Genomic DNA, 15,068 nt, shown 5'->3' with positions numbered 1-15,068 from the left:
CTAGTCTTTTTGGAATCAACAGGCAACCTAGATCTTGATGAATTTCTTGATGGCTAACCAAAGTACAACAAGAACCGATAAACCGCTAAGTGAAATTTCATGGCTGACGGCGAATTCCTTCCACCCCCACAGGACCGGCAATGAACCACCACCCAACCTATACCCTCAAAAAAATTTCAAAACCAAAACCAAAACCAAAACAAAAATAAGAGAAAGCCAAACTCTTTGGCTTTCTCTTATTTTTGTGGTTTTTCACTTGGGTTTCTTCTCGTAAGATTAATCGTCTTTCTGATTTCCTTGAAGACTGTGCTTGTTTGTTTAGCATCGTGGACAGCCGTGATCATGAACAACGTATCCACCAAAGAAATCTGGGAAATTATTGCGTGTAGAGTCTCGTTTTGATATTGCGTCTCATCTGAGATCGATAGGAGGCTGACGTCAACTTTAGCTGCTAGGGTAGAGTTGCCGTAACTTGTTATCCCGATTACTTTAACTTGGTTTTTCTTTAGCTCGGAAACTATTTGTAGTGTGTCGCGATTTTCACCACTGTGAGAAATTACTACTGCACAGTCGTCTTTTCCCATTTTCGTGGCCATCATTAATTGCATATGAAAATCTGCAACGTAGTAGGCTTTTTTGTCTGAGCGAAGGAACTTGTGGAAGCCGTCTTGTGCAACGATCCCGGAAGCTCCTAGTCCGAAGAATCCGATCGAATTGCTACTGTTGATCAGTGAAGTTGCTGCTTCTAGTTGACGTTCGGTCAAAACTTTTTCCGTGGCTTTTAAAGTTGACATGTTTCCGTTGAAAATCTTTTTCGTCATCGTTATATATGAATCGTTGGCGGTGATGTCTTGAAAAAGCGAGTCGGTCGAATCTGAACTTGAAGTGATCAGACTTAACTTGAAATCTTGGAAATTTTTGAAGCCTAACATTTTTGCAAATCGGGAAATTGATGAGATCGAAACTTCACAACATTCAGCCAATGAATTGATGGTTAAGCTTGAATCAAAAGTCGGATGTTCTAAGATATAATCTGCAATTTCCTTATATGAACCTTTTAAATTGTGGTAATAGCTCTGTATAACATAATTTATATTTTTTGCCATATCCTTACTCCCTGTAAATATAAAATAACATAATACGGTCAAATAAGAAAATCTTTTTCCAAATATCAGTTGATTGTTGAAAAAAGTTTTCGTATAATAAATTTTGTTGAAAGCAATTACACAGGAGATGTTATCGATGAAATTAGCCATGATTGGTTTAGGTAAGATGGGAATCAACCTAACAGAAAATTTAATTAGAAATAAGAACGAAGTCGTAGCTTTTGATTTAAACGAGGATTCAAAAGCCGATGCAAAGAAATTAGGCGCAGATGTCGCTGATGATTTAAAGGATGCAGTTGCAAAACTTGCAGCACCTAGAATTGTTTGGGTAATGTTACCAGCCGGTAAGCCTACTAACATGACGATCGATCAATTGAGTGAATTGCTTGATGAAGGCGATATCGTGATCGATGGTGGAAATAGTTTTTATGAAGACTCACTACGCCACAACGAAATTCTTAAAAAGAACAAGATCAACTTCTTGGATTGTGGAACTTCAGGTGGTATGAGTGGTGCAAATCATGATGGTAACTTCATGATCGGTGGCGATGACCCTGAGATCTTTAAATATATCGAACCTATTTTTGAAGGAATCGCTCAAAAAGACGGTTACTTATATACTGGCAAAGCTGGTAGCGGTCATTACTTGAAGATGGTCCACAACGGTATCGAATACGGTATGATGCAATCTATCGCTGAAGGATTCGATGTTTTGGAACACAGCAAGTTTGATTATGACAATGAAGCTGTTGCCAAAGTTTGGTCAAACGGATCAGTTATCCGTGGTTGGTTGATGGAACTAGCTGAATCAGCCTTTTCGAAAGATGCTAATCTTGATGAGATCAAAGGTGTTATGCATTCTTCAGGTGAAGGGAAGTGGACCTTAGAGGAAGCCTTGAAGCAACAAGTACCAACACCTGTCATCGCCTTATCATTGATGATGAGATATCGTTCAATGGAAGATGACACTTTCACAGGTAAAGTAGTAGCAGCACTTAGAAATGAATTTGGCGGCCACGACGTCGAGAAGAAGTAGTAATTGTAACAGGAGGAATTTCTTATGGATTATATGATCGGTGCCGATATCGGTACAACTAGTACCAAAGCAGTTTTATACGATATGAAGGGTAAAGTTATTGCTTATGCAAATAGTGGCTACCAATTGTATCAAGATACGCCTGACATGGCTGAAGAAGATCCTGAAGACATCTTCGGCGCCATCGTTGAGGTCCTGGGCCAAGTTTTACGTAAAGGAAAAGTTAAGCCTGGCGAATTAAAAGGTGTTTCATTTTCTTCAGCAATGCACAGTTTGATCTTGATGGATGAAAATGATCAACCCTTAACTAGAGCTATCACTTGGGCTGATAATCGTGCTGCTAAATATAGTGAAGAATTGAAAGACAATGGTTTGGGTGCTGAGATCTATGCCAAGACTGGTACACCGATCCATCCTATGGCACCACTTTCCAAGATGCTTTGGCTAAAGAATGAAAAGTCAGACTTATTCAATAAAGCTAAGAAATTTATTGATCTGAAGACATACGTATTTTTCCGTTTGTTCGGCGAGTACAAGATGGAATATTCAATTGCTTCAGCAACAGGTTTATTCAACATTTTTAAACTTAAGTGGGAACCACAAGCACTTGATCTTTTAGGCATTACCGAAGATCGTCTACCAGAATTAGTTGAACCAACTGATTCGATCAAGGGAATTAATGAAAGTTACGGTGCATTACTAAATATCGATAAAGATGTTCCATTCGTCTTTGGTGCTAGTGATGGTGTGCTTTCAAACCTTGGAGTTAACGCGATTGATCCCGGAGTTGTTGCTGTTACGATCGGTACATCTGGTGCCGTGCGTGTAGTTGTTGACAAGCCGGTAGTTGATCCTAATGGTCGTTTGTTCTGCTACGCCTTAACTAAGGACAAATGGGTCGTTGGTGGACCAGTTAATAACGGTGGTATCGTCTTCCGTTGGGTCCGTGATCAATTGTTTGCTCCTGAAAAGATCACTGCTGAACAAATGCAAGTTTCTTCTTACGATATTTTGACACAAATCGCTGAGAAGATCCCAGCTGGTTCAGATGGTCTCTTGTTCCACCCATATTTAGGTGGCGAACGTGCACCTATCTGGAATGCCTACGCTAGAGGTTCATTCTTCGGTCTGACTAGACAACACACACGTGCTCACATGGTCCGTGCCGCACTTGAGGGTATCGTCTATAACTTATACATGGTTATGTTGATGATCGAAGGCGTTGCTGGTAAGCCAAAGAGTATTCAAGCTACCGGTGGATTTGCTCGTTCAGAACTTTGGAGACAAATGCTAGCTGACATTTTTGAACAAGATGTTACTATCCCCGAAAGTTTTGAAAGCTCATGTTTAGGAGCTGCCGTATTAGGAATGTACTCATTAGGTTATATCGACGACTTGTCAGAGGTTAAAAACATGGTCGGTGTTACTAACGTTCACCATCCTGATGCAAATAATTTTGAAGTTTACCGTGAATTACTACCAATTTGGATCCGTCTTTCAAAGATCTTGGCACCAGAATACAAGAGTATTGCTGAGTTCCAAAGAAAGAATATGAAGGAACGCCCTGAAAAATAAATAACTCGTCCTCGGACGAGTTTTAATATCGTCAAATATGAAAGCGATTACTATTATAGGAGGATTATCACATGCCATTTGTCGTGTTAGTATTGGGGATCGCACTACTGTTATTCCTGATCATTAAAGTAAAACTAAATACTTTCGTTTCATTAGTCGTAACGTCTTTCGCTGTTGGTGTTGGACTTGGATTACCTTTAACTAAAATTGCCACGAGTGTTCAAGATGGTATCGGAAGTCAACTAGGTGAACTTTCGATCGTCTTCGGTTTCGGTGCTATGCTTGGTCGTTTAGTTGCCGATGCTGGTGGTGCTTACCGGATCGCCCACACATTGATCCAGAAATTCGGTCGTAAGAGATTGCAATTAGCCATTGTGCTTGCTTCATTTATCATTGGTATTGCTTTATTCTTCGAAGTTGGAATGGTTTTATTAGTTCCTATCGTGTTTGCTATTGCTATGGAAGCTGGAGTTTCCATTTTGTATCTCGGAATCCCAATGGCTGCCGCACTGTCCGTTACCCACGGATTCTTGCCACCACATCCAGCACCAACTGCTATTAGTGCTGTCCTTGGTGCCAGCGCTGGTCACGTTTTACTTTACGGTATCATCGTTGCTATTCCAGCCGTTATCGTAGCTGGACCACTTTACACTAAGATCGCTGAAAAATGGCTGCCAGATGCATTTAATCGTAAAGGTAACTTGTCAGCTTTAGGTCCTCAAAAAGAATTCACTCTTGAAGATACACCTGGATTTGGTATCTCAGTATTAACATCATTGTTCCCAGTATTATTGATGGCTATTACAACTATTTACCAATTGTTATTCAATGGTGGTAGTTTACCAAAACATCCTAGTACTTTAGATTCAATTATCGCTTTCATTGGTACACCAGCTGTTTCAATGACGATCTCATTGTTAGTTGCTATGTACACAATGGGTTGGGCAAGAAGATTCAAGACTCCACAGATCATGAAATCTGTTGAAGAAGCTGTTAAATCCATCGCCATGCTACTATTAGTTATCGGTGGTGGTGGTGCCTTCAAGCAAGTATTGATCGATGGTGGTGTTGGGGATGCCGTTATGAAGGCTTTCTCAGGCACAAACATGTCACCACTGATCCTTGGTTGGGTCATCGCCGTAGTATTGAGAGTTGCTTTAGGTTCAGCCACAGTTGCCTCATTGACTGCCGCTGGATTAGTCCTACCTTTAATGACATCCGCTGGTGTTAACCCAGCTTTGATCGTTCTAGCTGTCGGTGCTGGTTCACTTGCCGCATCTCACGTTAACGATGCTGGTTTCTGGATGTTCAGAGAGTACTTCGATTTAACTATTAAAGAAACATTGCTTACTTGGACGGTATTAGAGACCTTGATAGCTATCGTTGGTCTATTAGGCGTGCTAGTACTTAGCTTGTTCATATAGTTTGTTCATTATGTTGCATCATCTTCCTTTGTTGGAGGGTGATGCTTTTTTGTTGGGGTAAGATTCATCACCAGCTTTTTTGGGGGGATACGGTATTATTATCGTGGAATGCTGTTTTTAGCTGGTAAGGTGATTTCTTGGTATCTATTACTTGTTTTTTATGCATTTGCTAAAATTTTTGGTATTCTTGAAAGTATTCGATATTGGCTGTTTCTTTGATTAGGGGGGATTTTTTGCAACGATTGATTTCATTTCTAGCCGTTTTTGTTGGAGCACTTTTTGGTGGTGGATTTCGTTATTTGATCGGACTGGTTTTTCAGAGTTATGGGAGTGGATTTCCTTTGGGGACTCTGTTCGTTAATTTGACGGGAGCACTGTTATTGCCGTTGTTGATTCATTATTTGCATGACCGGTTTAACCTTTCAGCTGAGATAGTTTTGTCGCTTTCATCTGGCTTGCTGGGAGCATATACTACTTTTTCCACTTTCACGGCTGATACTCAGCGACTTTTTGCTAGCAACCAATTTAGTTTTTTAGCGCTTTATTTGTTAGCGACAATGATCGGTGGGTTTTTGTTGGCATTACTGGGGAATTATTTAGCGGCATATTTAGCTCGTCGGGAATATTTTCAAAGAAAAAAAGAGAACTGAATGTGATGGGCAACTGGTGATGACTAACAACTATAACGTGCAACTTGATTTCACAAAAAAAGTCGACGTAATGTCGACTAGTTAGCCTAATTTGGTTGTGTTGGATTCAGTTGCTGCCGGAGAATTCTGGTCTAATAAGATAATAGATTCACCATTGTTTCGTCTTCTTTGAATATCTTCTTCGCCCCAGTGACACAATTCATTCAAAAGGCCATTTAATGTCTTGCCATAATCTGAGAGTGAGTATTCTACTTTTGGTGGTACTTGTTCGTAGACTTTACGATTAATGATGTTTGAAGATTCTAATTCTCGCAATTGTTCGGTTAAAACTTTTTGCGTAATATTAGGGATGACTTTGCGAAGTTGACCAGTTCTCATGGTGCCGTTTTTAAGATGGCAGAGAATCAATGGCTTCCATTTACCACCGATTACGTCGATGGTTGCCTCAACACCAATATTATAAATACATTGTTCCATGCTAATACCCCCAGCAGGATTTTTATAACAATTAAAATTATATTAGCATGATATTTTTAAAATAGATACTATTAACGCTTTTGGGTAACGCCAATTTTCATCGGGAAAAAATCAAGCCAATACCAATGAATAACAGGGCTAGCGAGAATTAAACAATGATGTACTTTAAAATAGGATGGATCCATCCAAGTGCTTTTAGGGAGAGAAAACATGAATGTTGTTATAGTTGCATTAGGGGCATCGTTTGGGGCTTTTTTTCGAAATGAACTGACACAAGCCTCGAGAAAAGTAAAAATTGATTTTCCATGGATGACTTTGCTTATTAATATTGCTGGTTCTTTTATTTTAGGTTCAGTAACTGCTAAAATTAAAGATAATGTTTTATTATTGTTCTTGAGTACTGGATTTTGTGGAGGTTTTACAACTTTTGGTACTTTCAATTTTGAGCTGAGCCAGTTGTGGTTTCAGAAACAATACTTGCGCTGTTTTGTTTATTTTGCATCGTCATACAGTTTAGGTATTTTAGGATTTATTCTTGGAAGGATTATATAAGAGGTTAATATGGATAATAAAGTTTGGAATGAGAGCGAGAAACCTGGTATTTTTAAATCAACTCGCTTGTTTTATAAGAATTTATTCGTTGGCGCATCTCGCTGCGGGCGCGCTGATTATTGGTGGAGCTTTTTAGGGTCGACTTTGTTTACCGCAGCATTGATCGCAGTTTTGTTATTGATCTTATTTGCATTACCAATTTCTGATTGGTATTGGAGCGCTGTCTGCGGCGTTGGGATGGCCCTTTGCTTTGGCTATTATTTAATAGGTCTGTTCAATGGCAGTATTCGTCGCTTGCATGATATAGGGTTTAGAGCTTGGTGGCTGTTGCTGCTACTTATTCCAGTTGTTGGTCTAGTGGTGATCATTATTTTGCTTTGTTTGCCACAAAAGAAAGACAATCGTTTTCCTCAATTGATTTCAGAGTAGCTCCAGGCGAGTGAAATAAATTGATATAGAAAATAATAAAGTCATCGAACTGACCAACAATGCGGTCAGTTCGATGACTTTTTATTTACCAATTTTTTACCACCATAATTTGATCAAAGCTTGTGTTCCATCGTTTCCTAGGCCTTTTTCATCAACTAGCGTTTCGTATAATTTTTTGGCTTGCTTAGTAGCGGGCAAGTCTAATCCCATTTTTTCGCTTTCTTCTAGTGCAATTCGTAGGTCTTTTAAGAAGTGCTTTGAGAAAAATCCTGGTTTGAAGTCTCCCTTTAAGATCCTTGGAACGTAGTTTTCCATGCTCCAATTGTCGGCTCCACCGCCTTCTAGGGTATTTAAGACGTCTTGTAGATTTAAGTTGGCAGCCTTAGCGTAGACTAGCATTTCGGTTAGGCCAGTCATGGTTCCGGCTATCATTATTTGATTGGCCATTTTTGTATGTTGACCAGCTCCGTAGGTTCCAAATCTATGGTAGCTTTGACCGATTATTTTCCAAATTGGTTCTAGTTCTTGATAAGCTTTTTCTGATCCTCCTACCATGATGGTCAATTTACCATCTCTGGCTCCGACGTCACCGCCGGATACTGGTGCGTCAAGACATTCTGCACCGATTTTTTCGGCTTTTTCACCTAGTTCTTTGGCTAAGGTTGGGGTGCTGGTAGTCATGTCGACTATTATTTGGTCTGATTTTAGTGCTTGAAAGATCCCTTTTGTTTCGTCTAGATAAACATCTTTGACATCTTGAGGGAATCCTACCATAGTAAAGATGACATCGACGTTTTCAGTTAGTTGTTTTGGATCTTGGTACCAAGTTGCGCCTTTTTGAATTAGTGGGTCGGCTTTTGATTTGGTTCTAGTGTAGATTGAGACGTTGTAATTGGCTTTTAATAAATTATTGATGATTCCTGTGCCCATTACGCCGGTTCCGATGAATCCAATTTTTTTCATGATAAGACCTCCACGATTGAATTATTATTAATTATTATCAGTTTAACATTGAAATCGCATACGTTCTTGTTATAGGCTTACAAGTGAGATGTGGTAAATTGTTATATCATTTAACTTTTTTCTGTTATATAATCTTCTAATACTGAATTTTTGGGGGTGGCGTCTATGGCCATGTTTAAAGGATACTCAAAAAATATTCTGGCTGCGGTTTTTTATGGGATTACCTCAGCTGTCGGAATTCAATTGCTCTTGCAGCCGACTAAAATTTATACTGCCGGTGTCATGGGTGCCTCGCAGCTGATCGTCAACTTGATCAGCCAATTTGCTCACGTAAATACTGAAGTCTACTTATGGTACTTCTTGCTCAACGTGCCATTAGTCTTACTTTCTTGGAAAAAGCTGGGGAAGAGGTTTACGGTCTTTACATTGCTTTCGATCGTTTCAGCTTCTGTTTTTATCCTCTTCATTCCACTGCATCCAATTACAGATGATCCGATGCTAGCTTCGATTTTTGGTGGGGCCATGGTTGGTGTTGGTACTGGTTTTTGTTTCCGCTTTGGTTTTTCAACTGGGGGAACAGATATTATTGCCTTGATTATTCAAAAGACTAAAGGTGGAACTGTCGGTCAAGTTGGCTTTATCGTTAATGCCATTATCATTGGTATTGCGGGGATCGTATTTGGCTGGGAATTGGCACTTTATTCGATCGTTTCGATTTTCATCACTAATATTTTGATCGATCGGATGTACATTCAACAGCAAAAGATCACGGTGATTATTTATTCTCATCAAATCGATGAAATTGCCGACGTTCTGTTGAAGAAGATGAATCGTGGTATCACGCTTGATCACAATTTGACAGGTGCTTATTCCGGTGAGCAGATCGGCTCAATGACGATGGTCTTGACGAAATTTCAATTGTATAATGTTAAACAGACGGTTAAAAAAGTTGATCCAAATGCCTTTATTAATATTCAACCAACTATCGGTATAGTTGGTAAATTCAATGACAATTAAAAAAAATCCAGCAACTCAATTTGAGTTACTGGATTTTTTAGTGGAAACATATTTTTGAAGACAGTTGCTTTTTTAAGAAAGCGACAGTAACTGGTTATCTTTTCGTGCTTTTTACTTTAGCGAATAGAAGTTGCAATATCTTCGTCACCACTGACAAAATTGAAGTCCTTCTTGATAGTGGAAGGAGTTTGAATTACTTGAGCGATTACTTTAGCAACGTCGATCCGTGGGACTTCGCCGCCTTCGTTGTTAGCTTGGACTTTGATCTTGCCAGTTGATTCTCCGTCAGTCAAAGTACCTGGATGGATGATCGTGTAGTCCAAAGTTGTTCCCCGGAGGTGTTCGTCGGCATAGTGCTTGGCGATGAAGTAAGGTCTGATCCCAGAAGCTTCCCACTTGCTGCGGTCGTCACTGTAGATCGAACTTACCATGATGTAACGTTTGATGCCAATGGCTTCAGCAATCATCATTGTCTTGATAGCACCATCTAAGTCGATTTCCATCGTAAGATCAGCACCTGCACCACCAGCACCGGCGGAGAAGACGATGACGTCAGCTCCTGAAGCGGTGATCGAATTCTTGATGTCTTCGATCGAAGCAGTTAAGTCGATATATTGTGTTGGAATATTGTTGTCCGAATAAGCTTTGATTTGTTCCTGGCTCCTCAAACCTGCCACGAAATCAATATTTTTTGCTTGAAGCTCATTGACTAATAAACGTCCAACTTTCCCATGTGCACCAATAATTAGAACCTTCATATGAATTCCTCCTTTAATACTTTTACTGTAACAACAAAAATTTGTTTTTGCCAGTGTAATGAATTTAGTTATAATTATAGACAGGAGGGGACTATGAAAATATTAGGTATTTTAGCATCACATAAAGAACATGGTTTGAATGCGCAAATGTTGCAACACGTTCTTGATAATGTCGATGAGGGTGTCGAAACGGAGACAATTTATCTAGAAAACTATGATATTACACCTCGCAAATATCCCGAAGAAAATCCCGTGCTCGATCAATTGGCTGATAAGCTGATGGAAAGTGACGTTTGGGTATTTGGAGCACCAACGTATTGGCGTGAATGTCCCGGTCGCTTAAAAGATTTCTTTGACTGTATGCGACCTAAGTTCGTGTATTTTAAGGACAATGGTGATACCATTCCTGGACCTTTCAAGGACAAGCATTATTTGAGCCTTTCATCTTGCTATATGAGCACTACAGAAAACTTTTTGACTGGTATCACTGATGAGACTTTCAAAACAATCGACCGCGTAATGGCAGCCGCTGGTGTCATTAAAATCGGTGAGATCGTCTTGCCAAATACTTTTGGTATGAAAGAGATCCCAGAAAAGAAAGTAAAATTATGCGCCAAATACGGCCACAAGATTTCTAAAAAAGTAGAAAAGGATGATTCAACCATGAAAAGATATATTCAACTATTCTTCATGATCGCCATTATGGCTCTGGTTACCATGGGTATTCAAGTGCCATTAAAAGCAATCATGCCAATGGATAATTTCTGGATCAGCTATGTCAGTTTCGTTATCATATTCTTTGTTTTATTAGCGTTGATCCTGCACTTTGTAACATTCATGAAGCATCGTCGGAGATAAAGCTTTGCTAAAATTTATGAAGATTACAATTGTAAATTTGATAAATAACATTTAACGGTTGATAAACGAAATGTTTTATCGCTATTAATGCTAGAGAAAACTATTGCAAAACAAATAAAAAGCGTCCAAAATCAGCTGATTTTGGACGCTTTTCTACTATATTATTGTAATTAATTTAACTTATCCAATGCAGCTAGTGCATTTTCATAGTTAGGTTCATTAGTTTCCTCTTCAAGGATCTCTGAATAGAGGATAGCTTTATTTGTATCAACGACCCAAACGGAACGGCCAAGAATACCCATTGAATCGATCAATAAACCAGTATTTTTACCGAAGTCGTGCTTTTCGTCAGACAACATCTTCATGTTCTTAACACCTTCAGCAGCACACCAGTGACTTTGTTCCTCGACAGTATTAGTTGAGATGGTCACAAAGTTAACAGTTGAGTAACCGTCAACGTCATTGTTGAATTTCTTAGTTTGAATGCTGCAAACACTCGTATTGATGTTTGGTACGACACTGATCAAGAGTGGCTTGTCTAGTAGATCTGCTAACTTAACAGTCTTGCCGTCTTTGTCAGTAACTGTGAAATCAGGGAATTGATCCCCAACGATAGGTGGTTCCCCCACTGTTTTAACTGCTTCGCCTTTAAATGTAACGTCCATAAAAATTCACACCTTCCTTTTTCTGATAATAGTATAGTTTAGATTCTTCAAAAAACCTAGAAATATGATTATGGTATTAAATAAGTATTAATTAGTTAGTGTTATCAAGCATTTTTTTAACAACGGGTATTTTGCCGAGATCGCTGATCTGATCACTCGATACGACGACAGTATTGGTGCTAGAATTAGCAAGTTGTGAGAAGGCGTCGATAGTTTGATTTTGGAAATATCCTTCTTTAGCGCGGTCTAAACTTTCGTTCATTTTATCGATCCGATAACTTTCAGCTCTAGTTCTAGTAGCTCTAGCCTGAGCTTCAGCTGTTGCCACTAGGGCGTCGTTTTTAGCTTTAGTAGTCAATTCTATACTCTTGGCTTCACCCTCAGCTTTAGCAATGGCAGCTACTCGTTCACGGTCGGCTTTTAATTGTTTATCCATCGAATCTTGGATCGAAGCAGAAGGTTTCAATTCATCGATGTTGATCCGGTCGACATTGATGCCGTATGTGTTAGTTAAGTCACCAATAGCGTTAGCTAATTCTTGGTTGATCTTCGAAGTCGATCCTAACGCTTCATTCAAATCCATCCGACCGATAATATCACGAAGATGTCCTCTGACTAATTGTGACATTGATTCGACTGAATCAGTGTTTTCGTAACGGTATTTTACAGCGTCAGTTACGTGGTAATTTAAAGTCACGCTAGCTCGAACATCAGCATTATCTTTAGTAATGATCGAATAGTCAGGTAATTTCAAAGGATTCATGGCTAAATTAACGGGATAGATTTTTTGAATGAAAGGAATGTAAAAATGCATTCCTGCATCAACGCTGTGATGATATTTACCTAGAAATTCCACTAATCCTTTATGATTTTGATGTACTATTTTTATACCAAACATATAAATTCTCCTTAAGTTAGTTGGGTCAGCGTTAAAATATTTCCGTTAGCATCACTGATAACATATGAAGCACTACTATCAACCGTATCGACATTTGATAAACTATATCTATAGTAGATTCCGTTCACAGAAACGAGGGCACTGTCTGTTAAAATTTCACTCCCTTTAATGATTTGCCCGACAAATTGTCGACTCTCTAAGCTTTCCTTCTGGGAATTTTCTTGGAGAAGGCGGACAATGAAATTATTTACGCTGCGACTCTCAGCTTTAGCCTGAGCAGCGATTTGATCGTAGAGGCTTTGGTCGAGTCTAAGTGAAAATTTTTTCTCTTTCATACTTTAATGATATCACCTTGATATCATTTTAGAAACTAAGAGATCGAATGCCAAATTGTCATCATAAAATGGTAATTATTTACATAAGTTATAATTAATATGAAAAGAGCTTGAAAATGAACTTAATTGGAAATGAAGTTGAGATCAGAAATTTTGAACAAAATGATTATTTGGAGTTTGCTAAGTTAGTCAAAGACCCTAATGATCACGACAGTGCAGGATTAGAATATTCATTGGATGATAATGAAATTATCAATATATTTAATAAATATTTATCGCTTGCCAACTCTTATGTGATTGCTTTAAAATCGAGTCACCGGATGCTAGGAATTATTGAGCTGAATGAGAGAGGGATTTCTAATGGCTTAGATAAGACTCGTGAGATCGGATTTGTTATTTCAAACGAATCTCGTCGTCAAGGCTATGCCAGTGAAGCTATCGAGTTGATGCTGGAATATGCTTTCAACGAACTCCATCTTTTAGAGGTTTGGGCAGCGGTGAAGGTGAATAATACTGTTCCACAATTAGTTCTCACTAAGCTGGGATTTAAATATATCTATCAAGTCAGCCAAGATCCATTTGATTTTAATTCCGCTGAGAACACGCTGAAGTATTATTTGCTGAAGAACGACAAGGGGAATTAATAAAAAAATCGCTTTTTTTTATTAATTAATTTATCACTTGATAAGTGAAATTTGCTATGAGAAAGGTGTGATCATGTTGGCTAAGAGATCGAGAAAGAAATCGATCAAGCGGAAGAATATTAGTCTTATATGTATTTGCTTTGCGATCGTCATTGGGATCGTCGGTGGACTAAGTTTAAACATGGCGCAATCGGATACGAGTAGGCGAAACCCCACGTTTTTAGAAAATAGTGGATCAATGTCGAAGACTTCGGATGCGTCAGTGACGGTTTATCGAGATAACAATGACGATACTAGTAAACCAGGACCAACACATCCGGGCACGGGAAACCCAGGACGTCCAGGAACTGGTCATGGAAACAGTGGCGGTAATAACAATGGATCGTCTGACGTAGGGAATAATGCTCAAGGAGGACTTGAGGCTGTCAATCATACGACAGGTAATGGGAGTGAAGGAGTACCTTCAGTGATCGTGGATGATTACGGTAAGAGTACTTTTCCACAAACCGGAGAGACGAAAGATCATCTCTCAATAATTGGATATGCAATTATTGGGTCAATCTTAATGCTATTTTGGAATAAAAACAGAATAAAAGTATTTTAATATCAGATTTAGTTCAAAATTATAAAATAATATTTAAATTTTATGCTTTAAAATTTGAAAAAATTCTGCTAACATTCGTAACGTGTTAAAGAAAAAATTCTAGGGAGGAATTTTAACATGAAGATTTCAAGAAATATTTTGGTTAGTTCTATGGCTTTGGCCGGAATTACATTGGGTGCATTGGCACCAACAACAGCACAAGCTGCAAAATCAGGAGTTTCAACAAATCCTGATGCAGGTACGTTTACAGTTAATCCTGCAGGTCAAACAACAACAGCTAATATGAACAAGGGAGAAGCAGCTTTTGCAACACCTGAAAATTCTGCAACAGCCGAGTCTGATGCTAATGTTCAAGTTATTTCAGGATTTTTATCTCTTGATGCTGTCCCTGACTTTAGTTTTGGCCGTGCAATTGAGGGCAATACTGCAGAGTTGTTGAATGGACAAAGTGCCATTCAAGATGACGGTAATCAAGATGGCTTACTTCAAATTACTGAGTCACGTACTGCAGACTCAAAGGAACCAGGTTCACCTAACAAAGGTTTTACTTTGAGTGCACAACTTGGAGATTTTGTTGATAAGAATGGTACTCCATTTGCTGCAAATGGATCAGAACAATTTAAGATGAATTTAAAACCACAAGCTGTAAAATTGGCATCTGATGGTTCAATTCCTGGTAACCTCCATACAAGTCAAGTATCATTACTTGCTGGTGGAAAGTCAGCTGAGATCTTAACGGCAAAGCCTGAAGATAAACTTATGGGTACATACAAGATGATTTTTGAAGGTCAAAATGCGGCTTCTTTATATGTTCCAAAAGGATCAAAATCTGACAATGCGATTAATGAATGGAAATCAAAAATTACTTGGACATTAAATGCTGCTGCAGCAGCAACAACTGGAGATAATTCATCAGCTTCTCAATCTGCTAATGGCAAGTAATAACAATTTTGTTTTTGGCTGTCTAGTAAAAAATGTTTAAAAGAATGTCTGATTAAAAGAGAATGTGACATAAGTGTTCTCTGTACAATAAAAAATGGACGAAAACCGATTTTTGGTTTTCGTCCATTTTTTGTT

The 15,068-nt window shown here is 38.7% G+C and carries 18 protein-coding genes; 11 read left to right on the top strand and 7 right to left on the bottom strand.

The features are described 5' to 3' along the window. Positions 1-236: 236 nt before the first annotated feature. Positions 237-1,106, bottom strand: coding sequence for a MurR/RpiR family transcriptional regulator (locus EKM78_RS11005; RefSeq protein ID WP_125772220.1), 870 nt, complete (start codon positions 1,104-1,106; stop codon positions 237-239). A 136-nt stretch (positions 1,107-1,242) separates the two neighbouring features. Between EKM78_RS11005 and gnd the strand changes: the two genes are divergently transcribed. The 4 genes from gnd to EKM78_RS10985 all read left to right on the top strand — a co-directional run bounded on the left by gnd (position 1,243) and on the right by EKM78_RS10985 (position 5,791). Then, entirely contained in the window at positions 1,243-2,142 is a 900-nt protein-coding gene (gene gnd, locus EKM78_RS11000) for a phosphogluconate dehydrogenase (NAD(+)-dependent, decarboxylating) (protein WP_125772219.1), read from the top strand. Positions 2,143-2,166: 24 nt separating this feature from the next. After that, entirely contained in the window at positions 2,167-3,717 is a 1,551-nt protein-coding gene (gene gntK / locus EKM78_RS10995; protein WP_125772218.1) for a gluconokinase, read from the top strand. A 71-nt stretch (positions 3,718-3,788) separates the two neighbouring features. After that, on the top strand, positions 3,789-5,141 hold the full coding sequence (locus EKM78_RS10990; RefSeq protein ID WP_125772217.1) for a gluconate:H+ symporter: 1,353 nt from the start codon (positions 3,789-3,791) through the stop codon (positions 5,139-5,141). Positions 5,142-5,374: 233 nt separating this feature from the next. Then, the gene (locus tag EKM78_RS10985) at positions 5,375-5,791 is read left to right on the top strand and encodes a fluoride efflux transporter FluC (protein WP_125772215.1); all 417 of its coding nucleotides are present in this window, start codon (positions 5,375-5,377) and stop codon (positions 5,789-5,791) included. An 81-nt stretch (positions 5,792-5,872) separates the two neighbouring features. Here the strand turns inward: EKM78_RS10985 and EKM78_RS10980 are convergent, their stop codons facing one another. Next, complete coding sequence (locus EKM78_RS10980; RefSeq protein ID WP_125772213.1) at positions 5,873-6,268, bottom strand: winged helix-turn-helix transcriptional regulator; 396 nt, start codon at positions 6,266-6,268, stop codon at positions 5,873-5,875. Positions 6,269-6,478: 210 nt separating this feature from the next. Here EKM78_RS10980 and EKM78_RS10975 point away from each other — a divergent pair, with 210 nt between their 5' ends. Both EKM78_RS10975 and EKM78_RS10970 read left to right on the top strand, forming a co-directional pair. Further along, positions 6,479-6,820: a fluoride efflux transporter FluC gene (locus tag EKM78_RS10975; protein ID WP_125772211.1), complete on the top strand. Its 342-nt coding sequence runs from the start codon at positions 6,479-6,481 to the stop codon at positions 6,818-6,820. 9 nt (positions 6,821-6,829) lie between these two features. Further along, positions 6,830-7,249 carry a DUF805 domain-containing protein gene (locus EKM78_RS10970; protein ID WP_125772209.1) on the top strand — a complete coding sequence of 140 codons (420 nt, stop codon included), beginning with the start codon at positions 6,830-6,832 and terminating at the stop codon, positions 7,247-7,249. 96 nt (positions 7,250-7,345) lie between these two features. Here the strand turns inward: EKM78_RS10970 and EKM78_RS10965 are convergent, their stop codons facing one another. Then, positions 7,346-8,212 (bottom strand): NAD(P)-dependent oxidoreductase, encoded by an 867-nt coding sequence (locus tag EKM78_RS10965; protein WP_125772207.1) that lies wholly within the window; start codon positions 8,210-8,212, stop codon positions 7,346-7,348. Between the two features lie 165 nt (positions 8,213-8,377). Between EKM78_RS10965 and EKM78_RS10960 the strand changes: the two genes are divergently transcribed. Then, complete coding sequence (locus EKM78_RS10960; protein ID WP_125772205.1) at positions 8,378-9,229, top strand: YitT family protein; 852 nt, start codon at positions 8,378-8,380, stop codon at positions 9,227-9,229. A 116-nt stretch (positions 9,230-9,345) separates the two neighbouring features. Here the strand turns inward: EKM78_RS10960 and EKM78_RS10955 are convergent, their stop codons facing one another. After that, positions 9,346-9,987 carry an SDR family oxidoreductase gene (locus EKM78_RS10955; protein ID WP_125772203.1) on the bottom strand — a complete coding sequence of 214 codons (642 nt, stop codon included), beginning with the start codon at positions 9,985-9,987 and terminating at the stop codon, positions 9,346-9,348. A gap of 93 nt (positions 9,988-10,080) precedes the next feature. On the opposite strand from EKM78_RS10955, the gene EKM78_RS10950 reads away from it, so the two are divergent. Continuing rightward, positions 10,081-10,845, top strand: coding sequence for a flavodoxin family protein (locus tag EKM78_RS10950; protein ID WP_125772201.1), 765 nt, complete (start codon positions 10,081-10,083; stop codon positions 10,843-10,845). A 170-nt stretch (positions 10,846-11,015) separates the two neighbouring features. Here EKM78_RS10950 and tpx read toward each other — a convergent pair whose 3' ends face one another. The 3 genes from tpx to EKM78_RS10935 all read right to left on the bottom strand — a co-directional run bounded on the left by tpx (position 11,016) and on the right by EKM78_RS10935 (position 12,743). Continuing rightward, positions 11,016-11,510, bottom strand: coding sequence for a thiol peroxidase (tpx, locus tag EKM78_RS10945; protein WP_125772199.1), 495 nt, complete (start codon positions 11,508-11,510; stop codon positions 11,016-11,018). Positions 11,511-11,601: 91 nt separating this feature from the next. Next, positions 11,602-12,408 carry an SPFH domain-containing protein gene (locus EKM78_RS10940; RefSeq protein ID WP_125772197.1) on the bottom strand — a complete coding sequence of 269 codons (807 nt, stop codon included), beginning with the start codon at positions 12,406-12,408 and terminating at the stop codon, positions 11,602-11,604. An 11-nt stretch (positions 12,409-12,419) separates the two neighbouring features. Then, a complete protein-coding gene (locus EKM78_RS10935) occupies positions 12,420-12,743 on the bottom strand; it encodes a type II toxin-antitoxin system antitoxin (protein ID WP_125772195.1) in 324 nt (107 codons plus the stop codon). 116 nt (positions 12,744-12,859) lie between these two features. Between EKM78_RS10935 and EKM78_RS10930 the strand changes: the two genes are divergently transcribed. The 3 genes from EKM78_RS10930 (at position 12,860) to EKM78_RS10920 (ending at position 14,933) form a co-directional block, all read left to right on the top strand. Then, on the top strand, positions 12,860-13,387 hold the full coding sequence (locus tag EKM78_RS10930) for a GNAT family N-acetyltransferase (RefSeq protein WP_125772193.1): 528 nt from the start codon (positions 12,860-12,862) through the stop codon (positions 13,385-13,387). A gap of 37 nt (positions 13,388-13,424) precedes the next feature. Further along, positions 13,425-13,991, top strand: a complete 567-nt coding sequence (locus EKM78_RS10925) for a hypothetical protein (RefSeq protein WP_211334369.1) — start codon at positions 13,425-13,427, stop codon at positions 13,989-13,991. 117 nt (positions 13,992-14,108) lie between these two features. Then, positions 14,109-14,933: a WxL domain-containing protein gene (locus EKM78_RS10920; protein WP_125772189.1), complete on the top strand. Its 825-nt coding sequence runs from the start codon at positions 14,109-14,111 to the stop codon at positions 14,931-14,933. Positions 14,934-15,068 lie beyond the last annotated feature (135 nt).

This window comes from Companilactobacillus furfuricola (assembly GCF_003946325.1).
In the GTDB taxonomy this organism is placed as follows: Bacteria; Bacillota; Bacilli; order Lactobacillales; family Lactobacillaceae; genus Companilactobacillus; species Companilactobacillus furfuricola.
This window is presented reverse-complemented; position numbering and strand designations above follow the sequence as displayed.